A 24,008-nucleotide genomic window follows, 5' to 3' on the forward strand; every position below is an offset into this window, starting at 1 on the left:
GTTCTGGCGCGAGCGGCTGCAAGCGCTCGACGAGCCTACCCGGCTGGCCTCGGCACTTCCCGCACCGGATGCCGGCACCGGTCACGCGACCTGCCACACCAGCCTCGATGCCGACGCCCTCGCGCGCCTTCAACGCAGCGCCGCCAGCCAGCATCTGACGCTGAACACGCTGTTGCAGGCGGCCTGGGTCATCGTGCTGCAGCGCTATACCGGTCGGCGTGCCGTTGCCTTCGGCGCCACGGTCGCCGGTCGGCCGGCGGCCTTGCCGGGCGCCGAGGCGATGCTCGGCCTGTTCATCAATACCTTGCCGGTGATCCAGGCCCCGTCGCCGGACCAGGCCGTCGCCGACTGGCTGCAGGCGCTGCAAGCGGAGAACCTGGCGCTGCGCGAGCACGAACACGTGCCGCTGTACGAGATCCAGCGCTGGGCCGGTCAAGGCGGACAGGCGCTGTTCGACTCGATCCTGGTGTTCGAGAACTACCCGGTCGATGCGGCACTGCGCCAGCGCGAGCAGAACGGCCTGAAGCTCGGCGAGGTCAGCCATGCGGCGACTACCAACTATCCGCTGACGCTGGTGGTCTCGGCCGGTGCCACGCTCGATATCGTCTGCAGCTATCAGTGCGAAGCGTTCTCGCACGCTGCCGTCGAGCAATTGCAGCGGCAATACATTGGCGTACTGGACCAACTTGCCGCTGCCCCGACGACACGTATCGCCGACTTGAAGTTGCTCGATACGGACCATGAGGAGCCTTCGCGCGACCCGGATACGCCGGACCGCCGCTTCTCGGCGACCGAGGCTGTCCACGTCGCCATCGCGCGCCAGGCGGCACAGCGCCCCGATGCCATTGCGGTGCGTTGCGGGCAGCGCGCCGTCAGCTACGGCGAACTCGATGCCGCCGCCACGCGTCTTGCCTACGCCCTGCACGCGGCCGGTGTCGGCCCGGAAACCGTCGTCGGCGTCGTGCTCGACCGCAGCCCCGACCTGATCGTACGGCTGCTGGCCACGCTGAAGGCCGGCGCCGCCTACCTGCCGTTGGACCCCGAACTGCCGGCTGCGCGTATCGAGCAATTGCTGCGGGACGCCGGGGTCAAGCTCGTTCTGACGTCCCAGGCGCTGGCCGGCCGCATCGTTACTACCCTGCCGGTCATCGTCATCGAGGACATTGGCGAGCCGGAAGCGGTGCAACTGTCCGCCGTCGATCCCCGGCAGCTCGCCTACCTGATCTACACCTCCGGCTCCACCGGCACGCCCAAGGGCGTCGGCGTCGAGCACGGACCGCTGGCGATGCACTGCCACGCCACCGTCGAGCAATACGGCATGGGACCGGACGACCGGGAGTTGCACTTCCTGTCGTTCAACTTCGACGGCGCGCACGAACGCTGGCTGGTACCGCTGATCGCCGGCGCCCAGCTGGTGCTGCGCGACGACGCCCTGTGGAGCGCCGAGCAGACTCTCGAAGTGATCGCGCGCGAAGGCGTCACCAATGCCGGCTTCCCGCCCGCGTACCTGCTGCGTCTGGCCGAGGCGGCCACCGAGCCGGTGCCCCTGCGCCTGCTGTCCTTCGGCGGCGAAGCGATGTCGCGCGAAGCCTTGGCCCGCATCAAGCAGAAGTTCCAGGCCGGCACGCTGATCAACGGCTACGGACCGACCGAAGCCGTGGTCACGCCGCTGGCCTGGGTCGGACAGCACGACACCGATTGCCCGAGCGCATACGTGCCGATCGGCACACCGGTGGGCGACCGCACCGCCTACGTGCTCGACGCGGACCTGAATCCAGTGCCGGTAGGCGTGGCCGGCGAGTTGTATATCGGCGGCCTGGGCCTGGCGCGCGGCTATGTCGGCAAACCGGGACTGACAGCCGAACGCTTCATCCCGGACCCGTTCACCGCCGGCGCCCGCATGTACCGCACCGGCGATCTGGTCCGGCGCTGCCGCGACGGCAGCATCGAATACGTCGGCCGGCTCGACCATCAGGTCAAGATCCGCGGCTATCGCATCGAACTGGGCGAGATCGAGGCGCGGCTGCGCGCACACGAAACCGTGCGGGAAGCGGTGGTCGTCGCCCACGACGGTCCGGGCGGAAAGCAGTTGGTCGCCTATGCCGTTCCCGCCGAAGACCAGCCCGGCGTCGGCGCGAAGCTGAAAACCTATCTCGAAGGCTGCCTCCCGCCCTACATGGTGCCGGCGCAGATCGTGCCGCTGAACCAGTTGCCGGTTACCTCCAACGGCAAGCTCGATCGCCGCGCCCTGCCCGAGCCGGTTTGGGAAACCCATTCCTACGTGGCACCGCGCAACGACATCGAGGCATTGCTGGCGGCGATCTGGCAGGAAGTGCTGGGCGTCGAACGGGTCGGCATTCACGACGACTTCTTCGAGCTTGGCGGCCATTCCCTGCTGCTGACGCAACTCGTTTCCCGGCTGCACCGCGAGTTCGGCAACCCGCTGACGCTGCGTCAAGCGATGTCGCTGCCCACCGTGGCCGAGCTTGCCGAATACATCGCCCAGCAACAGGCGACCGGCGCCACGGTCAACGTCGCCAGCCAATTGCAGACCATCGACGACTTGATGGCCGATCTCGAGACTTCCTGATCCAATGAACGAACAGCAAACAAGCCGGGAACTGATCCGGCGTTTTGTCGGCCTTCCGCCGGAGAAGCGGAAGATCCTGCGGGAGCGGCTGGGCCAGCAGGGCATTTCGCTGTCGGTGCTTCCGATTACGCCAGACTGGCGCCCGCCCTCCGGCGATCTGCCGCTGTCCGCCGCACAACAACGAATGTGGTTCCTGTGGAAGCTGGAGCCTGCCGGCAGCGCCTATCACCTCGCCGGCATGCTGCGTCTGCGCGGCTCGGTGGACGATGGCGCCTTGCAGCGGACCTTCGATGCGCTGGTGGAGCGGCACGAAAGCCTGCGCACCACCTTCCATCAGGAGGGCGAGCAGGCGGTGCAGCGCATTCACGCGCCTGCTCCCCTTCCCGTCGCCATCAGCGATCTGCGCGACACCGATCCGACGCAGCGCGACGCCACGGTCCAGTCGCTGGTCGACGCCGAGGCCCAGGCGCCGTTCGACCTGGAGCAAGGACCGCTGCTGCGCGTGCGCCTGCTGCGCTTGGCCGACGACGACCATATCCTGCTGGTCACCATGCACCATATCGTCTCCGACGGCTGGTCCATGAACGTCATCATCGACGAGTTCGCTAGGCTCTATGCGGGCTTCGTCAGCGGCCAGCCGGCTCAATTGGCGCCGCTGCCGATCCAGTACGCCGACTATGCGGCGTGGCAGAAGCAGTGGCTGGAGGCCGGTGAGCTCGAGCGGCAACTGCGCTATTGGAAGTCGCATCTGGCAGACGATGGCACTGTCGTGCTGGAACTGCCGACCGACCGGCCGCGCCCGGCTGTCCCGAGTCACCGCGGCGGCGCGGTTTCGTTCTCGCTCGACACTGGCCTGTCAGCCCAGCTCAGGGCATTGGCGCGCCGTGCCGACACCACGCTCTTTACCGTGCTGCTGGCCGCCTTCCAGGTCCTGCTCTACCGCTACACCGGCCAGCGCGACCTGCGCGTCGGCGTCCCCGTGGCCAATCGCAATCGCGTCGAGACCGAGGGCGTGGTCGGCTTCTTCGTCAACACGCAGGTCCTGCGTACCGAGATCGACGGCAGCATGGCGTTTGACGCGGTACTCGCCCTCGCTCGGGAATCGGTGCTGCAAGCGCAGGCGCATCAGGAACTGCCGTTCGAGCAACTGGTCGAGGCGCTGCAGCCCGAGCGCAATCTGTCGCACAACCCGCTGTTCCAGGTGATGCTGAACCATCAGCGGCGCGACCTGCGCGCGCTGGATCGGCTGCCCCGTCTGATGCTGGAGAAAGTCGAGCGTACGGGCAGCGCCGCCAAGGTCGATCTGGCGCTCGATACGCAGGAGGACGAGCATGGCGCCCTCAACGGCGTGTTCGGCTATGCCGCCGATCTGTTCGATCACGATACGGTCGAGCGTTTGCAGCGGCACTATGTCGGCGTGTTACGCGCCGTGGCGGAGGAACCGGCGATCGCCATCGCCGCGATCCCGCTGCTGCTTGCGGACGAGCGACAGCAGTTGACCGACTGGAATGTCACCGATCGCCGCTACTCGGCTGCGGATCCCGTCCACGTCGCCATCGCGCGTCAGGCGGCACAGCGCCCTGATGCCATTGCGCTGCGTTGCGGGCAGCGCGCCGTCAGCTACGGCGAACTCGATGCCGCCGCCACGCGTCTTGCCTACGCCCTGCACGCGGCCGGTGTCGGCCCGGAAACCGTCGTCGGCGTCGTGCTCGACCGCAGCCCTGACCTGATCGTACGGCTGCTGGCCACGCTGAAGGCCGGCGCCGCCTACCTGCCGTTGGACCCCGAACTGCCGGCTGCGCGTATCGAGCAATTGCTGCAGGACGCCGGCGTCAAGCTCGTTCTGACCTCGCAAGCGCTGACTGGTCGCATCGATACCACCCTGCCGCTCCTCGTCATGGAGGACATTGGCGTGCCGGCGCCGGTGCAACTGCCGACCGTCGCCCCCCGCCAACTGGCCTATCTGATCTACACGTCAGGCTCCACCGGCACGCCCAAGGGCGTCGCCGTCGAGCACGGACCGCTGGCGATGCACTGCCACGCCACCGTCGTGCAATACGGCATGGGACCGGATGACCGGGAGCTGCACTTCCTGTCCTTCAACTTCGACGGGGCCCACGAACGCTGGCTGGTACCGCTGATCGCCGGCGCCCAGTTGGTGCTGCGCGACGACGCCCTGTGGAGCGCCGAGCAGACCCTCGAAGTGATCGCGCGCGAAGGCGTCACCAATGCCGGCTTCCCGCCCGCGTACCTGCTGCGACTGGCCGAGGCGGCCACCGAACCGGTGCCGCTGCGCCTGCTGTCCTTCGGCGGCGAAGCGATGTCGCGCGAGGCCTTCGCGCGCATCAAGCAGAAGTTCCAGGCCCGCACGCTGATCAACGGCTATGGCCCGACCGAGGCCGTGGTCACGCCGCTGGCCTGGGTCGGGCAGCACGACACCGATTGCGCGAGCGCATACGTGCCGATCGGCACACCGGTGGGCGACCGCACCGCCTACGTGCTCGACGCCGACCTGAACCCGGTGCCGGTAGGCGTAGCAGGCGAGCTGTATATCGGTGGCCTGGGTCTCGCGCGCGGCTACGTCGGCAAACCGGGACTGACCGCGGAGCGCTTTGTCCCGGACCCCTTCACCGCCGGCGCCCGCATGTACCGCACCGGCGATCTGGTGCGGCGCTGCCGCGACGGCAGCATCGAATACGTCGGCCGGCTCGACCATCAGGTCAAGATCCGCGGCTATCGCATCGAACTGGGCGAGATCGAGGCGCGCCTGCGCGCACACGAAACCGTGCGCGAAGCGGTGGTCGTCGCCCACGATGGTCCAAGTGGCAAACAGCTGGTCGCTTACGTTGTGCCAGTCCACAGTGAGGTGGAGGTCCCGGCGCGGCTCCGGGCATATCTCGAGAACGTCCTGCCGCCCTACATGGTGCCGGCGCAGATCATGCCGCTGACCCAGCTGCCGGTCACCCCGAACGGCAAGCTGGATCGCCGGGCGCTTCCGGAGCCGGTGTGGGAAGTCCAGAGCTACGTCGCCGCGAGCAACGAGGTCGAGGCCAAGCTGACTCAGGTCTGGCAGGAGGTCCTTGGCGTAGAACGAGTCGGCATCACCGACAACTTCTTCGAGCTCGGCGGCGACTCGATCCTGTCGATCCAGGCCGTCAGCAAGGCGCGACGCCTTGGCCTGCGCTTCACGCCCAAGGACCTGTTCCTGCATCAGACCGTGCAGGCGCTGGCCCGGGCGGCGACGCGCGAGGACACGGAACGGCCCGTCGAAGACAAACCCACGGGCGAAGTGCCGCTGCTGCCGATTCAACGATGGTTCTTCGAGACGCCGATGCCGAATCGCCATCATTGGAACCAGTCGGTACTGCTGAAGCCTCTTGCACCGATCGACCAGGCTGCGCTACGCCAGGCGCTTCAGGCCCTCGTCGCCCATCACGATGCCTTGCGCCTGCGCTATCGACAGTGCGACGGCCAATGGCAACAGCATTACGCCGAGCACGACGCTCATGACCTGCTGTGGCACGAGCAGGTGGCCGACATCGCCACCATCACGGACCGTTGCAGCGATGCGCAACGAAGCCTGGACCTCGAACGGGGCCCGTTGCTGCGCGCGCTGCACCTGCGACTGGCCGACGGCACCGAGCGGCTGCTGCTCGCCGTGCACCATCTCGTGGTCGATGGGGTGTCATGGCGGATCCTGATGGAAGACCTGCAGCAGGCGTATCGCCTCGCACGGCAAGGTGAAGCCATCGTCCTTGCGCCCAAGACCGCGTCGTACAAGACGTGGGGGCAGACCTTGGCGGCGCACGCCAATGGGGACGCCCTGCGGCAGCAGGCGGACTACTGGCTATCGCAGCCCGACGTGCCGGCGCTGGAACCCGATCACGACGAACCGGCGCTTGCCATCGACGGGCGCCAGCACACGATCCGCCTGGACGCGGCGCGAACCACGCAACTGTTGCAACAAGCGCACGGCGCCTATCGCACCCGCATCAACGACCTGCTGCTGACCGCCGTCGCCCGTGCCGTTGGCACATGGACGCAACGGCCGCGTGTCGCGATCCAGCTGGAAGGGCATGGACGGGAAGCGCTTTCCGATTCGGTCGACATCAGCCGCACGGTGGGCTGGTTCACCACGGTGTTCCCCGTGGTGCTGCCCGTCGCGCCGGATATCGGCGACACCATCAAGCAGGTCAAGGAGACCTTGCGCGCGATCCCCGACAACGGCATCGGCTATGGCCTGCTGCGTCATCTGGGCCCCGCCGAGATCCGGTCGGAGATGGCCCGCCGCGCCGAGCCGCGCATCACGTTCAACTATCTGGGGCAATTCGACCAGACCGCGGGCGAGGACGCCGACTTCGCCATGGCCGACGAACCGAGCGGGGCCAGCCGCGATGCCCAGGCCCCGCTCGGCAACGCGCTGACTATCAATGGCCAGGTATTCGGCGCCGAGCTGGTGCTGAAACTCGGCTATAGCTGCAAACAGTTCGAGCCCGCCACCATCGAGCGCCTGGGCGATGCGCTCCATCGCGAACTGGAAGCCGTCATCGAGCACTGCCTCTGTCACGACAACCACGGCATGACGCCATCCGACCTGGTCAATGTCCAGATCGGCCAGGACGCGCTCGACGCGCTGCTCGATAACGTGCTCTAAACCGTGCTCCCAAATGCGAGCTCTGAAACGAGCTCCATACCGCTTGCTGCCTTTGAATCCGATCACCATGACGACTGCCACCGAACGACGCAAACAGGACATCGAGAGCATTGCGGCACTGACCGCCTTGCAGCAGGGCGTCCTGTTCCACGCACTGGAACGCGGCGACGGCGACCCCTATCACTATCAGCGCGTCTTCGACATTCGCGGCGAGCTGGCGATCGACGACTTCGTCCGCGCCTGGCAATGGACCGCCGACCGGCATCAGGCCCTGCGCAGCGACTTTATCTGGGGCGAGAGCGACGTGCCGCTGCAGATCGCGTACAAGCGGCGGCCCGTTCAACTGGAACAGATCGATTGGCGCGGCATGCCGCCGGACGAACAGCGCCGGCAACTCGAAGCCAGGCTCAGAGCGCAGCGGCAGGACGGATTCCCCTTCCGCCGCGCCGCCGATCTTCGGCTCTGCCTGGTCCAGGTGGAGGCGCGGCGCTGGTGGCTGGCCTGGTCCTTCCATCATGTCGCGATGGACGGCTGGAGCGTGGGCATGGTGCTGAGCGACGTCCTGCAGTCGTATCTGGCGCTGCGCCGCGGCCAGCCGCTGCCCGCCACGGCGCCGCGTCCCTTCAGCGCCTACCTGCAATGGCTCGGCCAGCGCGACAAGGCGGCGTCTACCAGCTACTGGCAGCAGGCGCTGGCGGACGTGGAAGTGCCGACGCCCCTGCCGGCCAGTGCGCCGGAGGTCGGGCGATCCGGCTATGCGGAGCAGAAGCTGTCGCTGTCGCCCACCCTCAGCGAAACCGCGCGCACGCTGGCGCGGCAGGCAGGCGTCACCGTCAATACGCTGGTGCAAGGGCTGTGGGCCTGGACACTGGCACGGCATGGCGGCGGCGACGACGTGGTGTTCGGCACCACGGTGTCGGGCCGCTCCGGCGATTTCCCCGGCATCGAATCGATGGTCGGCCTGTTCATCAACACGGTTCCGCTGCGTGTGCGACTGCCGAGCGACCTGCCGGTCCGGCAATGGTGGCGCGCCATCCAGCAACAGGCCGTGGAGAACCAGCAGCACGAACATATGCCGCTGCCGGACATCCAGCGGCTGGCACGCCCGGGCGAAGGCGGCGCGTTGTTCGACAGCATCGTGGTGTTCGAGAACTATCCGGTCGACGCCGCGCTGAAACAGCGGCAGGGCGAGATCGACATCCGCCTGCTGGGCGCCGCCGCCAAGGAGGCAGGCGCTGAATTTGTCATCAGCGGCCGCAATAACTATCCGCTGAGCGTGATCGCGGCGATGGACGAGCGCCTGCATCTGACGCTCGCGTACCAGCGCGACCGCTTCGCCGACCGGGACGTCACGGCGTTGCTGGGCCGGATGGAACAGGCGCTGGCACGTATGCTGGCCGACCCCGACCAACGGCTCGGGCAGATCGGCATCGCCGGGGACGGGGGCGTGCTGGTTGCCGAAACCGTCGACGGAGCGCTGCCGGATGTCCTGGCTGCCTGGCGGCGCGGCGTCGAGGCCGATCCTTCCGCGACGGCGTTGCGATATGAGGATCAGACGCTGACGCGCGAGGAGACCGATCGGATCGCCAATGGGATCGCGGCCGCGCTGGCCGAGCGCGGCATTGGGCGCGAGACGCGGGTCGGGCTTTGTGTCGAGCGCTCGCCGGGGTTCGTCACCGGGCTGCTTGGGATTCTGAAGGCCGGCGCGGTTTGCGTGCCGCTCGATCCGGCACAGCCCGTTGAGCGCTTGCGCCAGCTATTGGACGATGCCGGGGCCGGTGTTGTCGTAGGCTCGGGGCCGGGCTCCGTGCCGGGCTCCGTGCCGGAGTTCGGGCCGGGGTTCGGGCCGGGCTTCGATTGCATCGATCCGACGTCCGTGACGCCGGTCGCCGATGCGCCTTCCGTCTCGCTGCTTCCTGACCAGGCCGCGTACCTGATCTATACCTCCGGCTCCACCGGCACCCCCAAGGGCGTGGTGGTCAGCCACGATGCGCTCGCGCATTACGTCTCCGGCGTGCTGCACCGCCTGCAACTGCCGGCCGATGCCTCGATGGCGATGGTCTCCACCACCGCCGCCGACCTCGGCCATACGGTGCTGTTCGGCGCCCTCTGCAGCGGCCGCACCTTGCATCTGATTTCGCGCGAGCGGGGCTTCGATCCCGATCGTTTCGCCGAGTACATGGCCCGGCACCGCGTCGGCGTGCTCAAGATCGTCCCCAGCCATCTGCGCGGATTGCTGCAGGCCCGCCAACCCGCTGACGTCCTGCCCGAGCAGGCGCTGATTCTTGGCGGCGAAGCGACCTCGGCCGAACTGGCTCGGACGATCCGCGGCCTGAAGCCGCACTGTCGGCTGTTCAATCACTACGGCCCGACCGAATCCACGGTCGGCGTGCTGACGCACGAAGCGGTGACCCTGCCCGAACGGCAGTTGCCGACCGGCACGCCGTTGCCTGGCTCCCGCGTCTATGTACTGGACCCCGACTTGAACCCGGTGCCGGCCGGCATCGTCGGCGAACTCTATATCGCCGGACCGCAGCTGGCCCGGGGCTACCTCGGTCGCCCGGGACTGACCGCCGAGCGCTTCGTCCCCGATCCCTTCAACGACGGGGCAAGGATGTACCGCACCGGCGACCGCGTCAGGCAGGACGCCGACGGCCGGATCGAATACCTCGGCCGCCAGGACGAACAGGTCAAGATCCGCGGCTACCGGATCGAACTCGGTGAGATCGCGCATCTGCTGCGATCGCAAGCCGGTGTCAAGGACGCGGCCGTGATCGTCCACGAGGACCGGCTGGTCGCCTACTGCGTGCTGAACGGCACGGATACCGTCACACTGAAAGCCCAGCTCAAGGCCCAACTTCCCGACCACATGGTCCCGGCGCAACTGATCGCGCTGGACCGTCTGCCGGTCACGCCAAACGGCAAGCTCGATCGTCGCGCCCTGCCCGCGCCAGTATGGGAGACGCAAGGCTACGTCGCCCCGCGCAACGAGATCGAAACCCTGCTCGCGCAGGTCTGGCAAGAAGTCCTTGGCGTCGAGCGCGTCGGCGCCACCGACAATTTCTTCGAGCTTGGTGGCGATTCAATCCTGTCGCTGAAGCTGATCGCCCGCCTGAAGAAGGCCGGTCACAAGCTGTTGCCCAAGCAGGTGTTTGCCAACCCGGTATTGGGCGACCTTGCGCGGGCGATCGCGACGAATCAGAACGGCGCCTCGTCTTCGTCTTCGTCAGCGACGGCGGATCGCACTCCGGCCCGGGCCGATCGCAGCGCCGCGATCCCGTTGTCCTGGTCCCAGCAACGGCTATGGTTCCTGTGGCAATGGAACCGCAATAGCGCCGCGTACAACATCCCAAGAGCGGTACGCCTGCGCGGCAACCTCGATCGATCGGCGCTGCAGCGAACCTTCGATGCGCTGGTGGAGCGGCACGAAAGCCTGCGCACCACCTTCCATCAGGAGGGCGAGCAGGCGGTGCAGCGCATTCACGCGCCTGCTCCCCTTCCCGTCGCCATCAGCGATCTGCGCGACACCGATCCGGCGCAGCGCGACGCCACGGTCCAGTCGCTGGTCGACGCCGAGGCCCGGGCCCCGTTCGACCTCGAACAAGGACCGCTGCTGCGCGTGCGCCTGCTGCGATTGGCCGACGACGACCACATCCTGTTGGTCACCATGCACCATATCGTCTCCGACGGCTGGTCGATGAACGTCATCATCGACGAGTTCGCGCGGCTCTATGCGGGCTTCGTCAGCGGCCAGCCGGCGCAGTTGGCCCCGCTGCCAATCCAGTACGCCGACTACGCGGCGTGGCAGAAGCAATGGCTCGAGGCCGGCGAACTCGAGCGGCAACTGGGCTACTGGAAGTCGCATCTGGCCAACGATGGCACCGTGGTGCTGGAACTGCCGACCGACCGGCCGCGTCCTGCGGTGCCAAGCCATCGCGGTGGCGCGGTTTCGTTCTCGCTCGACGCGGACCTCTCGGCCAAGCTCAGGACGTTGGCGCGTCGTGCCGACACCACGCTGTTTACCGTGCTGCTGGCCGCCTTCCAGGTCCTGCTCTACCGCTACACCGGTCAGCGAGATCTGCGCATCGGCGTGCCGGTGGCCAACCGCAATCGGGTGGAAACCGAGGGTGTGGTCGGCTTCTTCGTCAACACGCAGGTGTTGCGGACCGAGATCGACGGCAGCATGGCGTTTGACGCTGTGCTCGCCCGCGCTCGCGAGTCCGTGCTGCAAGCGCAGGCACATCAGGAATTGCCCTTCGAGCAGTTGGTCGAGGCATTGCAGCCCGAACGCGACCCGTCGCACAACCCGCTGTTCCAGGTGATGCTGAACCACCAACGGCGCGACCGCAGCATCGCGCAACGGCTTCCGGGATTGCAGCTGGAACCGGTGGAGCGATCGGTCCGCTCGACCAAGGTGGACCTGTCCCTCGATACGCAGGAGGACCAGACCGGCGCGGTGTTCGGGGCCATGGGATATGCGTGCGATCTTTTCGACCATCGTACGGTTGAACGGATGCTGGCGCACTACCTTGGCGTCCTCGAGCAGATGGCGGCGGGGTCGGGGCTTCGTGTTGGCGAGTTCGTGTTGAATGGCGGGGACGAAGGACGGCTGATCGGTGAGGCGGTGGCTGCCAGGCCAGGCGATGTGCTGGCGGCATGGCGGCGCAGCGTCGAGGTCGATCCATCCGCGCTGGCGTTGCGATATGAGGAGCAGACGCTGACTCGGGGCGAGACCGATCGGATCGCCAATGGCATCGCGGTGGCGCTGGCCGAGCGCGGCATTGGCCGCGAGACGCGGGTCGGGCTTTGTGTCGAGCGCTCTCCGGCGTTTATCACCGGACTGCTTGGCATCCTCAAGGCCGGCGCGGTTTGCGTGCCGCTCGACCCGGCGCAGCCGGTCGAGCGCTTGCGCCAGCTATTGGACGACGCCGGCGCCGGTGTTGTCGTCGGCTCGGTGCCCGGCTCCGTGCCGGAGTTCGGACCGGGGTTCGGGCCGGGCTTCGATTGCATCGATCCGACGTCCGTGACGCCGGTCGACGATGCGCCTTCCGTCTCGTTGCTTCCGGGGCAAGCCGCTTACCTGATCTATACCTCCGGCTCCACCGGCACCCCCAAGGGCGTGGTGGTCAGCCACGACGCGCTCGCGCATTACGTCTCCGGCGTGCTGCACCGGCTGCAACTGCCTGCCGATGCCTCGATGGCGATGGTATCCACCACCGCGGCCGATCTCGGCCATACCGTGCTGTTCGGCGCCCTCTGCAGCGGCCGCACCTTGCATCTGATCTCTCGCGAGCGGGGCTTCGATCCGGATCGCTTTGCCGACTACATGGCCCGGCACCGCGTCGGTGTGCTCAAGATCGTACCCAGCCATCTGCGCGGATTGCTGCAGGCCTGCCAACCCGCTGACGTGCTGCCCGAAGAGGCGCTGATTCTTGGCGGCGAAGCGACCTCGGCCGAACTGGCTCGGACGATCCGCGCCCTGAAGCCGCAATGCCGGCTGTTCAACCATTACGGCCCGACCGAAACCACGGTCGGCGTTCTGACGCATGAAGCGGTGACCCTGCCCGAACGGCAGTTGCCGACCGGCACGCCGTTGCCTGGCTCCCGCGTCTATGTACTGGACCCCGACCTGAACCCGGTGCCGGCCGGCATCGTCGGCGAACTCTATATCGCCGGACCGCAGCTGGCGCGCGGCTACCTCGGTCGCCCAGGGCTGACCGCCGAGCGCTTCGTCCCCGATCCCTTCACCGCCGGGGCAAGGATGTACCGCACCGGCGACTGCGTCAGGCAGGACGCCGACGGCCGGATCGAATACCTCGGCCGCCAGGACGAACAGGTCAAGATCCGCGGCTACCGGGTCGAACTCGGAGAGGTTGCGCATCTGCTGCGATCGCAAGCTGGCGTCAAGGACGCCGCCGTGATCGTCCATGAGGACCGGCTGGTCGCCTACTGCGTGCTGGACGGCACGGATACCGCCACGCTAAAGACCGGACTGAAGGCGCAGCTGCCCGACCACATGGTCCCGGCGCAAATCATCGCGCTGGACCGCCTGCCGGTCACGCCAAACGGCAAGCTCGATCGTCGCGCCCTGCCCGCCCCGGTCTGGGAAACCCAGGGCTACGTCGCCCCGCGCAACGAGATCGAAACCCTGCTGGCGCAGGTCTGGCAAGACGTTCTCGGCGTCGACCAGGTCGGCATCCACGACAACTTCTTCGAACTCGGCGGACATTCGCTGCTGTGCCTGCAGGTGCTGACGCGCCTGCGTGCCACGACCGGCGCCGGTCTGGCCATCGAGCTGCGCCATCTGATGGAACATCAGACCATCGCCTCGCTCTGCCAGGTGCTCGGCGGCGCGGGCTCGGCGCAGCATCGGCCTGTACCCCTGAATCGGTCCGCCGCCGAGACGCCGTCGCTGTTCTGCGTGCACGCATCCTTCGGCAATGTGTTCGACTACACGCCGCTTGCGCGAGCACTTGAGGGGGCCTGCAAGGTCCATGGGCTTGCGTGCCCGCCGGTGGACACGTTCGACTCGCTCGAACATCTCGCCCATCTGCATGTGAAGGCGATCCGGGCCGTGCAGCCCACGGGTCCCTATCGGCTGCTGGGATGGTCGCTCGGTGGCGCACTGGCGGCGCGGATGGCTGCGATCCTGGAGGACGCCGGCGAGACCGTGGCCTTCCTCGGCCTGGTGGACAGCCTGGTGCCGCGCCAGGGAACGGCGCCGGTCAGGCAGCGTGGCTCGATCGACGAACTCCACGCGTATCTGTTGCAGCTGTTCCCGCAATTGGCAAACAGCGGCTTTGCGGACGAGCTGACGAGGGCACAGGCGGAGATGCAAGGTCCCGAGCTCGTCGAGCATCTGATCCGGCGCGCCTTCGCGCTGGCCGGCGGCGCGGAGCAAGCGGGCCCGGACGAACTGTCACGGATGTTCGCCACGGCCGAACGGCTGCGCGAGCTCAGTCACGACATGTCGCTGCAGGCGCTGCAGGTGGCGCCGACCTGCTGGTGGGCAGCCGACCGCGCCGAGGACGATATGGAACGGCTGGTTGCCTTGCTGGAACGGCAGCCGGCCTATTCGCAGCGCGTCGCGGCGACCCATCTGGGGATCGTGCGGGCGCCGGCCTTTATCGAGGGGCTGCGCGATCGGCTGGAGGCCGTGCCGGCGAACGGTTGACGCCACGCTCGGTGGACGAGGCGGCCGGGATCAGCGCATACCAGAGCCCTGCCGCTGTCATCGCGCCCAGGGCCAGCCACGAGACCCAATCCCATACCCCGTCCGCGAACAGCGCGGCCGCCAGGCCGACGCAGCCGGCGATGGCCAGGACGATCGGCATGCCATAGATCCACAGAAACGTCCCGGGCGTTTTCATCGGCTCGCTCCGGTTTGGCTCACCGCGGCGACCGCGGGAGCGGCGCGCTCGGCCGTGCGCTGTTCGTCTTCCATCTTGCGCAGCCGCGCATTGGTGGTACGCGTGCGGCCAACCCACAGATAGATGCCGCTGCCGAGCAGCACGATCGTGATGACATCGAGGATGGCCCACAGGATCTTCAGCGGCATCGCGCCGTAGTCGCCGAAATGCAGCGGCCCGGAGATCCGCAGCGCGGCGACGTACCAGGGCATCTCGCGCTTGGCCGCGAAGGCGCCGGTCTGCGCGTCGATCAGCACCGGCTTGATCAGCCGCGAGGTGATATGCGCGTCGCCGCGCATGAAGACGGCGTAGTGGTGGTTGCCGGCCAGCGGCGTGCCGGGGAAGGCGACGAAGGCGGTGGTCATGTCCGGCTCCTCGGCCTTGGCCAGCGCGATCGCGGCGTCGAGCGAGGCCAGCTTTTCCGGCGGCGCGGCCGCGGCGGGCGACGCGCCGTCCCTGGCCGCGAACGGCGCGACCATCGCCTTCAGCTCGGTGGCCTGCCAGAAGCTGTACGTCGGCTTGGCCAGCGTGAGCAGCACGCCGGTCAGCCCAACCACGAAGGCCCACGACAGCGTGGCCATGCCCAGCACGTTATGCAGGTCCAGCCATTTGAGCCGGGTCGACCGTTCGCGGCGCACCGTGCCGAAGGGCAGCTTCTTCATCAACGGGCCATAGACGACGATGCCCGAGACGATCGAGATCACGAACAACAGGCCCATGAAGCCCAGGAACAGCGTGCCTGCCAGCCCGGCGAACAGGTCCGTATGCAGCTTCACCATGATCAGCATGAAGCCGGACCGCAGCGGCGTATCGCGTAGCAGGTCGCCGGTCCGGGCGTCGTAGGTCAGCAGCGCCCCGCCCTGGCGAGGCGCTTCCCGCGAGGACAGCGAGACGAACCACACCGGCTCCTCGTCGTCGGCGGTGACGAAACGGACCGCCGTGCCCGGGCGCCGCTCCAGCGCGTCGGCGACGATGCGATCGACCGGCACCCGGCCCGCGTCGGCCGGCAGCTCCGGCGCCTCGACGCCATTGCCGAGCCAGTGGTCGATCTCATGCCCGAAGATCAGTGGCAGGCCAGTCAGGCACAGCAACAGCAGGAAGACGGTGCAGATCAGGCTGGTCCATTTGTGGATCAGGTACCAGATGCGGAACGTTCGGATATGCATGGTGGCTGGCGCCCGGCGGCGGTCGATCCCTATTTGCGAATGATTCGCATTCTATATGGGTCTGGCGGCCCCCGGATAGCCTACGGGCGCAGGCGCCGGCACAGCGTGCCCCACGCGCTAAATTTCCCGCCTCGCCCACCGTCTCTCCAGCACCGGTCGAACGCCTTTGCCGGCCATCACCATGGAGAACATCATGCCGATCGAACAGTCGGGCAGCGCGGCCGCCGCCTTCCAGGGGTTTCGCTCCTTCGAGGCGCGCGGCGACGCCCTGGAATCGTCGTGGGAAGCCGGGCGGCTCGAGGTACGTGACGCCCGCCGCAACGAACCGCTCGCGAGCTTCGCCGTTGCCCCGGGACCGCGCCCGGTACTGCGCCTCGCGGAGTCCTTTGCCGATACCGACGCGTCCGCCGATGCCGCGATCGCGGCGCTCGAGGCGATCACGACGCAGTGGGCGGTCACCGAAATGGATGTCGACATCGAACACCAGCCGACGCGGGCGTTGCTGCATCGGCGCGGTGTCGTGCGTCCGCACGCCGACGGCGACCGCTGCGAGGCCGCGATGCTGTGGCAATACGCGCCGCTATGGCTGGGCAGCCGCGCCGAGGCGCCCTATCCGCTGCGCTATGCGATGACCGGTGAGAAGCGCCATCCGGTGCGGCCGCCGAAGCCCGCGGGCACGGTCTACGCCCGCTATATCCCCTGGCTGCGCCGGACCTTTACGCTGCACGCCGCCACGGTCGAGCACGACCTTGCCAGCCTGCATCGCTGGATGAACGATCCGGATGTCGCGCACTTCTGGCACGAGGAAGGCGACGAGGAAAAGCATCGGTGCTATCTGCAAGGGCTGATCGACGATCCGCACATGCTGCCGCTGATCGCGTCGATCGATGGCACGCCGTTCGGCTACTTCGAGGTCTATTGGGCCAAGGAAAACCGCATCGCGCCGTTCTATGACGCCAACGACTTCGATCGCGGCTGGCATGTGCTGATCGGCGAGCCGGCATTCCGGGGCAAGGCCTTCCTGACCGCCTGGTTCCCCGCCATCCAGCATTTCCAGTTCCTGGACGATCCGCGCACGCAGCGCATCGTCGGCGAGCCGCGCTCGGACCACCATCGCCAGATCGCCAACCTGGATCGGGCCGGCTTCTCGAAGATCAAGCTGTTCGATTTCCCGCACAAGCAGGCCATGCTGGTGATGCTGCTGCGCGAACGCTTCTTTGGCGAGCATCTGTACCTGCCCGCGGACCGGGACGGACTGGAAACGGCGCCCGCAGCGTACTCAGCGTCCTGAACGGCTGACGGCCGGAACGCGCCGGCCGCCTTGCCGAGATCGGCAGGAAAGGGCCGGCGCAAACCGGCAGACACCACACGGCCGGCTATGCCGTGCCAACCAGCGGCCGCACGTCGGCGGCGTCCCGCGCGACGCGCACGGCATCACGATCCGCCTGCATCTCGTTCTCCAGCACCGCCTCGGCGATTTCGTGCGAGCGCACGGCCAGCACCGACAGCAAGGTATCGCTGAGGCCGTGGCTGTCCTCGCAGCAACCCTGCAGAAAAATCTGCGGCAGGCAACGCGTCGACGTTTGCAGCCGATAGTGGCGGTCGACGCGGAAGCCCTCGCCGATCAGCGAGGCCAGCGGCGCAAGCATGCGCTGGTGAGCCTGGCGCCGATAGCCGGTGGCCAGCACCACCAGATCGAACTGCTGGCGCTGCACGGCGCCATTGGCACGGTCGCGCAGCACGCAGGCAATGCCGTCCGGCTGCGGCGCGGCCGCCTCGATGTCCTTGCCCGGCAGCAGCTGGTGCTGCGGATTGCCGACCACCTTCTGCTGATAGAGCATCTGATAGATGCGCTCGATCAGGTCGAGGTCGACCACCGAGTAGTTGGTATTGCGATATTCCTGCAGCATCTGCTGCCGGCGCTCGCCGGGTTGCCGATAGATGAAGTCGGTGAAGCCGGGGCTGAAGATCTCGTTGACGAACGGGCTGTCGTCCGACGGCTTGAGCGCGCCGCCGCGCAACACCATCGCGACCTCCGAGGCCGGGAAGCGCTTGACCAGGTCCATGAAGACCTCGGCCGCGCTCTGGCCGCCACCGACCACCGCGATCCGCCGCGGCGCATTGTCGTCGCGATACTGGGCGATCCGGTCCAGATAGCCGGAGGAATGCACCACGCGCGCATCGCGCCAGCCACGGAAGGCCGCGGGCACCTGCGGCTCGCCGCCGACGCCCAGCACCAGATTGCGCGTCAGGCGCTCATGGATGCGCCCGTCCGCATCCCTCGAGCGGACGCGCAGGCGCTGCACCACGCCGTCCGCCGGCTCGGGCAGCACGTCGATCACCTCCTCCCCATAGTGGCAGCGCTCGCCGAAGTGCGACGCGACCCACGCCAGATAGTCGTTGAACTCGATCCGGCTCGGGAAGAACGTCTTCAGGTTGATGAACGCTTCGAGCCGACCGCGGCTGTGCAGATAGTTGATGAAGGTATAAGGGCTGCGCGGATTGCGCAGCGTCGCCAGATCCTTCAGGAAGGAAATCTGCATGTCGGTGTCGTCCAGCAGCATGCCGCCATGCCAGACGAAATCGGGCTTGCGCTCGATGAAGGCATAGCGCGGCGGCCGCGCGGTGCGGGCCGCCGCCGCGGCACCGGCGCGCTCTTCCATCGCAATGGCCAGCGCCAGATTCGATGGCCCGAAGCCGATGCCGAGTAGGTCGTATTCCAAAGCACTGCTTGTCATCTGATGCCCCTTGCGGTGGGAGTTCGGCGACCGACGCAGCGGCCGACCCCGCGTCTCGTGCGGGGATATCCGATGTGACGATCCGGGGCGGGCGATATTTAGATTTTGGATTCAATCCGGCGATCGCCGACGCGAGCCCGCCGGGTCCCTCTCGACTAAATTCGCGCCGTCCCGGTCCGTCTAGTTGTCACGGGCGTTCGCTTGGGCGCCGCCACTGCCACGCATCCAGTCAGACGAGGGACACACCATGAGCTTCGACAGCGACACCCTGCTCTTCCAGGTCGTCATCAATCCGGAAGAGCAGTATTCGATCTGGCCCGATTACCGTCCGATCCCGGCGGGCTGGCGCGCCGTCGGCTTCAGCGGCCAGCGGCAGCAATGCCTGGAGTACATCGAGACACACTGGACCGATATGCGGCCCGCGAGCCTGCGTGCCGCGATGCAAGCGCAGGGCGAGCCCGCGGCGCGATGACCGCCACCGGCCCGGTCACGCTGTGGTGCCTGCCCAATGCGGGCGCGGGCGCCGCGGCCTATGCCGGATGGCGCCGCGCGGCGCCGGCCGGGCTGACGATCCGGCCGGTCGAACTGCCCGGCCGCGGCACCCGGATTGGGCAGCCGCTGTGCGAATCGTTCGATACGCTGTGCGACCAGCTGGCGCTCGAGTTGCGCCAGCAGCGGCTGCTGGCCGAATCGCCGCGCAGCCGCCATGCGCTGTTCGGCCACAGCATGGGGGCGCTGATCGCCTACGAGCTGGCGCACCGCTGGCAGGGCGAGGGCGAGCCCGCTTGCGCATTGGTGGTCTCCGGTTGCCCGGCCCCGCGTCTGCGCGACCCCGACCGCTTCGCCGGACCGCTGGACGATGCCGCGCTGATGGACCATCTGCGCGCGCTCGACGGCACGCCGCCGGAATTGCTGGAACACGAGGAAATGATGGCGTTGACGTTGCCGGTGCTGCGTGCCGACTTCCGTGTCTGCGCGAGTTATCGGCATCGCGAGCGGACGTTGCTGCGCTGTCCGCTGCATGCCTTCGGCGGGCGCAGCGACCGCACCGTCGGCGGTACGATCGCCGGCTGGGGCCACGAAACGGAGGGCGCCTTCACGCTGGACTGGTACGACGGCGGGCACTTCTTCCTGCGCGACCACGCCGCATCGATGCTTGCGCGGATCGGCACGCAGCTTGGCGTTTCGGCGGCGGCCGCGGCGGGGAGCGCAGCCGTGGAGGTCAGCGCATGCTAGCGCCGCTGCGATCGATGGAGCCGACGCCCGTGCCGCTGCCCGCGCCGCTCGAGTCCTACGACGTGCGCGTCTGGCGGATCGATATCGACGTCAAGGCCGAGCCCGCACCCGGTGACCTGGCAGTCCTGTCGCCACAGGAAGCGGCGCGGCTGCGCGGCTATCGTCGCGGTGCCGATCGGGCCCGCTTTGCCGCGGTACGCGCCGCGTTGCGCTGTTTGCTTGGCGCGATTGTCGAACTTGCGCCGCAGGCGGTCCCGCTGGAGGCAGATCCGCTGGGCAAACCGATCTTGCCGCCGGGGATCGACAGCGCGCCGCGCTTCAATGTCTCGCACAGCGGCGGCATCGGCTTGATCGCCATCGCGACGGATCCCGCGATCGCGGCGGTCGGCGTCGACATCGAGCAATGCCGCCCGGTGGAGCCGCTGACGTTGGCCGCATCGGCGTTCTCGGCGGACGAGCAGGCCATGCTGTGCGGCTGCCATCCCGCCTTGCGGCTGGATCGCTTCTATGCGCTGTGGACCGCGCGCGAAGCCCTGACCAAGGCGGCCGGCACCGGCATCGCCGATCCCCGTTGGCAGCAGGTCGCGCTGCAGGGGTCGGGCGACGGCCGCTGGCGGCCGCACGGTCCGGGGGCGGCGCTACCGACCGCCGCGGGGGCGTGGCATCCGGCGCAGGCCTGCGAGGTTGCTTCGCTGCCGTGCCAAGCGAACGCCGGCGATGCGCCATATCGCGCCGCCTTGGCGCTGCTCACCGGGGCTGCTGATACTTCCCTCTGCCCCGACTCCCTCCCGCAAGCGGGAGAGGGCAGAAACACCGTTTCCGCCCCTCGCGCCGAAGCCCCTCGCGCCGAAGCCCTTCCCGCCAAAGGCATTCCCGCCCAAGCTCTCCCGATGAGGACCGCATGACCGATCTGTCCACGCCTACCGTCGAGTCGCTGACCGCCGCGTCGTTGCCGCGCGCGGCGGAGCTGCCCTTCACCTTCGAGGCCGCCAGCGCGGGCGAGCCGCTGATCGAAGCGCTGCCACGGCTGCGCGCCCAGATCGAGGAACACCTGCGCACCACCGGCGGCGTGCTGTTCCGCTCGTTCGCCGTCGACGGCGCCGAGGGCTTTCGCGCCTTCGCCGCCGCCTTCGGCCATCCGCTGCTCAGCTATGAGTTCGGCTCCACGCCGCGCAGCAAGGTGACCGGCGGCGTCTATACCTCGACCGAATACCCCGCGCACCAGTCGATCCCGCTGCACAACGAGCAGGCCTATACGCGCGAATGGCCGATGAAGATCTGGTTCTATTGCGAGCGCGCGGCGCCACAGGGCGGCGAAACGCCGATCGCCGACAGCCGCGCGATCTACCGTGCGGTCGATGCCGGCACACGGGAGCGCTTTGCCACGCGCGGGCTTTGCTATGTGCGCAACTTCGGCAACGGCATGGATGTGCCGTGGCAGCAGGTGTTCAACACCGAGGACCGCGCCCAGGTCGAGGCCTACTGCGCGCGGCATGGCATCGTCTGCGAATGGAAGGACGACGGCGAACTGCGCACGCGCCAGCGGGTGCAGGGCATCGCCCATCATCCGCATACCGGCGATCCGGTGTGGTTCAACCAGGCGCACCTGTTCCATCTGTCGGCGCTGGCGCCCGAGATGCGCGAGGTGCTGCTCGATACGGTCGGCGAAGAGGACCTGCCGCGCAATGTCTATTACGGCGACGGCGCGCCGATTCCGGACGCCGAAATGGACGCCGTCCGCGCGGTGCTCGACGCGCACAAGATCGTGTTCCCGTGGCGTCAGGGCGATGTGCTGATGCTGGACAATATGCTGACCGCGCATGCGCGCGAGCCGTTCAGCGGACCGCGCAAGGTCGTGGTGGCGATGGCCGAGCCGCACGGCGCGCCGGCCTAGGCCGACCGAGATCGCACGGCGGATTTGGTCCTTCCGCCGATGCGGAATGCAGGGTCATACGGGCCGCCGCTTCCCCGTTTCGCGGGGACGACGGCATTGCGGCCCCGTATGGCGGCCCCGTATGGCGGCCCCGTATGGTGGCCACAATGCCCAACTGGTGGGCCTACTTCAGGTCGCCAAACTTGCGACCCTGCGCCACCAGGTCTTCGAGCAGCCTGGCCGGCTTGAAGTCGGCACCGAAGCTTTCCTCGTAGCGCCGCAGCGTCTCCAACACCTTGTCGAGGCCGATCGTGTCCGCATAGAACATCGGGCCGCCGCGGTAGACCGGCCAGCCATAGCCGTTGACCCAGATCACATCGATATCCGACGCTCGGATCGCCTTGCCTTCCTCCAGGATCTTGGCGCCCTCGTTGATCATCGGATAGATGCAGCGCTCCAGGATCTCCTGCTCGGAGACGACGCGGCTGGTGCGGCCCTGCTTCGCCGCGAAATCGCGGATCACCTGCTCGACCACCGGCGACGGCCTGGCGTTGCGCTTCTCGTCGTAGTCGTAGTACCCCGCCCCGGTCTTCTGCCCGCGCCGATCCATTTCGCAGAGGATTTCGCGCAGCGTCGAGCTGCTCGACTTCTCCCGGACCCAGCCAAGGTCGAGGCCGGCGAGGTCGCTCATCGCGAACGGTCCCATCGGGAAGCCGAAGTCGTACAGCACGCGGTCGACATCCCATGGCAGCGCGCCTTCCAGCACCAGCTTCTGTGCCTCGCGCTGGCGCTGCGCCAGCATCCGGTTGCCGACGAAGCCCGGGCAGACGCCCACCAGCGCGGCGATCTTGCCGATCTTGCGGGCCAGTTCCATGGACGTGCGGATCACCGGCTTGGCGGTCTTCGCGCCGCGCACGACCTCCAGCAGCTTCATCACATTGGCCGGCGAGAAGAAATGCAGGCCGATCACCGCCTCAGGCCGCGACGTGGCGGCGGCGATCTCGTCGACGTCCAGCGCCGAGGTATTGGTCGCCAGGATCGCGCCCGGCTTGGCGATGCGGTCGAGCCGGCCGAACACGTCCTTCTTGACGTCCATGTTCTCGAACACGGCCTCGATCACCAGATCGGCGTCGGCCAGCCACTCCATCTGCAGCGTCGGCGTCAGCAGCGCCATGCGGCGCTCGATGTCGGCGGCCGTGATGCGGCCCTTCTTCGCCGTGTTCTCGTAGTTGGCGCGGATGGTCCGCACCCCACGGTCCAGCGCCTGCTGCGAGGTCTCGACGATGGTGACCGGATAGCCGGCATTGAGAAAGTTCATCGCAATGCCGCCGCCCATGGTGCCGGCCCCGATGATGCCCACCTGCTTGACCGGCAGCAGCGGCGTATCGGCGCCGATATCGGGCAACTGCCAGACCTGGCGCGAGGCGAAGAAGTAGTAGCGCTGCGCCGCCGACTGCGTGCCGTTCAGCAGCTCGACGAACATCGCGCGCTCGCGCTTGAGCCCTTCGTCGAACGGCAGTTCGACCGCCGCCTCGATGCAGCGGATGTTGTATTCCGGCGCATCGAAGCCGCGAAAGCGCCGGGCGTTGGCCCGGCGGAACTCGGCGAAGATCTCCGGCTTCCCGCGCGCGGCGGCGATCTTGTCGTCGAGATCGCGGACCTTGCGCAGCGGCCGCGCCTCGGCCACGACCCGGCGGGCGAAGGCGATGGCATCGGCGCGCAGGCTGGCGTCGTCGGTCAGCAGATCGACCAGACCCATCTCGGCCGCGGCCGGCGCCGGCACGTGGGTGCCCGAGGTGACCATTTCCAGCGCCTTCTCGACGCCGACGATGCGCGGCAGCCGCTGGGTGCCGCCTGCGCCGGGCAGCAGGCCCAGAGTGACCTCGGGCAGGCCGCATTTGGCGGAACGCGCCGCCACGCGATAGTGGCAGACCAGCGCGACTTCGAGTCCGCCGCCGAGTGCGGTGCCGTGGATGGCGGCAATTACCGGCTTGGGCGCGTCCTCGATGGCGGCCTGCACCTCGGGCAACGACGGGCCGGTCGGGGGCTTGCCGAACTCGGTGATATCGGCGCCCGCGATAAAGGTCTTGCCGGCGCAGATCAGCACGATGGCCTTGACCGCGTCGTCGGCGACGGCTTGCCGGACGCCCGCCAGGATGCCCGCGCGAACATTGGCCGACAGCGCGTTGACCGGCGGCGAGTCGATCGTCAGCACGGCGACGCCGGCGTCCACGGTGAGGTCGGTGACCGGGTTGATGGTCGTCATCGAGATGTCTCCATTGGAATTGGGAATTGAAATCAGAACTGGATCCGCACTCAGGATCGGGCTCGGGGTCCGAATC

At 67.9% G+C, this 24,008-nt stretch carries 12 protein-coding genes; 8 read left to right on the forward strand and 4 right to left on the reverse strand.

Translation table 11 applies throughout. The features are described 5' to 3' along the window. The 3 genes from K7G19_RS22380 to K7G19_RS22390 form a co-directional block, all read left to right on the forward strand. Positions 1-2,590: non-ribosomal peptide synthetase (locus K7G19_RS22380; protein WP_226109212.1), on the forward strand; the 2,590-nt coding region annotated here is incomplete at its 5' end. 4 nt (positions 2,591-2,594) lie between these two features. Next, entirely contained in the window at positions 2,595-7,244 is a 4,650-nt protein-coding gene (locus tag K7G19_RS22385; RefSeq protein ID WP_226109214.1) for a non-ribosomal peptide synthetase, read from the forward strand. Between the two features lie 67 nt (positions 7,245-7,311). Continuing rightward, positions 7,312-14,418, forward strand: coding sequence for a non-ribosomal peptide synthetase (locus tag K7G19_RS22390; protein ID WP_226109216.1), 7,107 nt, complete (start codon positions 7,312-7,314; stop codon positions 14,416-14,418). Here the strand turns inward: K7G19_RS22390 and K7G19_RS22395 are convergent. Together K7G19_RS22395 and K7G19_RS22400 are read right to left on the reverse strand one after the other, a co-directional pair. Continuing rightward, a complete protein-coding gene (locus K7G19_RS22395) occupies positions 14,369-14,614 on the reverse strand; it encodes a hypothetical protein (RefSeq protein WP_149319600.1) in 246 nt (81 codons plus the stop codon). The genes K7G19_RS22390 and K7G19_RS22395 overlap by 50 nt on opposite strands. After that, positions 14,611-15,819: a PepSY domain-containing protein gene (locus K7G19_RS22400; protein ID WP_150082265.1), complete on the reverse strand. Its 1,209-nt coding sequence runs from the start codon at positions 15,817-15,819 to the stop codon at positions 14,611-14,613. The genes K7G19_RS22395 and K7G19_RS22400 overlap by 4 nt, the downstream gene beginning before the upstream one ends. A gap of 193 nt (positions 15,820-16,012) precedes the next feature. On the opposite strand from K7G19_RS22400, the gene K7G19_RS22405 reads away from it, so the two are divergent. Next, positions 16,013-17,110 (forward strand): GNAT family N-acetyltransferase, encoded by a 1,098-nt coding sequence (locus K7G19_RS22405; RefSeq protein WP_226109218.1) that lies wholly within the window; start codon positions 16,013-16,015, stop codon positions 17,108-17,110. 85 nt (positions 17,111-17,195) lie between these two features. Here the strand turns inward: K7G19_RS22405 and K7G19_RS22410 are convergent, their stop codons facing one another. After that, positions 17,196-18,557, reverse strand: a complete 1,362-nt coding sequence (locus K7G19_RS22410) for a lysine N(6)-hydroxylase/L-ornithine N(5)-oxygenase family protein (protein ID WP_370639590.1) — start codon at positions 18,555-18,557, stop codon at positions 17,196-17,198. A gap of 247 nt (positions 18,558-18,804) precedes the next feature. Here K7G19_RS22410 and K7G19_RS22415 point away from each other — a divergent pair, with 247 nt between their 5' ends. From K7G19_RS22415 to K7G19_RS22430, 4 genes are read left to right on the forward strand one after another with little or no spacing between them, the layout of a single operon-like run. Further along, positions 18,805-19,029: an MbtH family NRPS accessory protein gene (locus tag K7G19_RS22415; RefSeq protein ID WP_149319596.1), complete on the forward strand. Its 225-nt coding sequence runs from the start codon at positions 18,805-18,807 to the stop codon at positions 19,027-19,029. Continuing rightward, positions 19,026-19,793, forward strand: a complete 768-nt coding sequence (locus tag K7G19_RS22420) for a thioesterase II family protein (protein ID WP_226109222.1) — start codon at positions 19,026-19,028, stop codon at positions 19,791-19,793. The genes K7G19_RS22415 and K7G19_RS22420 overlap by 4 nt, the downstream gene beginning before the upstream one ends. Then, positions 19,787-20,698 carry a 4'-phosphopantetheinyl transferase superfamily protein gene (locus tag K7G19_RS22425; protein WP_226109224.1) on the forward strand — a complete coding sequence of 304 codons (912 nt, stop codon included), beginning with the start codon at positions 19,787-19,789 and terminating at the stop codon, positions 20,696-20,698. The genes K7G19_RS22420 and K7G19_RS22425 overlap by 7 nt, the downstream gene beginning before the upstream one ends. Further along, complete coding sequence (locus tag K7G19_RS22430) at positions 20,695-21,687, forward strand: TauD/TfdA family dioxygenase (RefSeq protein ID WP_226109226.1); 993 nt, start codon at positions 20,695-20,697, stop codon at positions 21,685-21,687. Before K7G19_RS22425 ends, K7G19_RS22430 begins: the two co-directional genes overlap by 4 nt. 163 nt (positions 21,688-21,850) lie before the next feature. Here the strand turns inward: K7G19_RS22430 and K7G19_RS22435 are convergent, their stop codons facing one another. Beyond that, positions 21,851-23,932, reverse strand: coding sequence for a 3-hydroxyacyl-CoA dehydrogenase NAD-binding domain-containing protein (locus K7G19_RS22435; protein WP_226109228.1), 2,082 nt, complete (start codon positions 23,930-23,932; stop codon positions 21,851-21,853). Positions 23,933-24,008: the final 76 nt, after the last annotated feature.

The organism is Cupriavidus sp. DB3 (assembly GCF_020418465.1).
Lineage (GTDB): Bacteria > Pseudomonadota > Gammaproteobacteria > Burkholderiales > Burkholderiaceae > Cupriavidus > Cupriavidus cauae.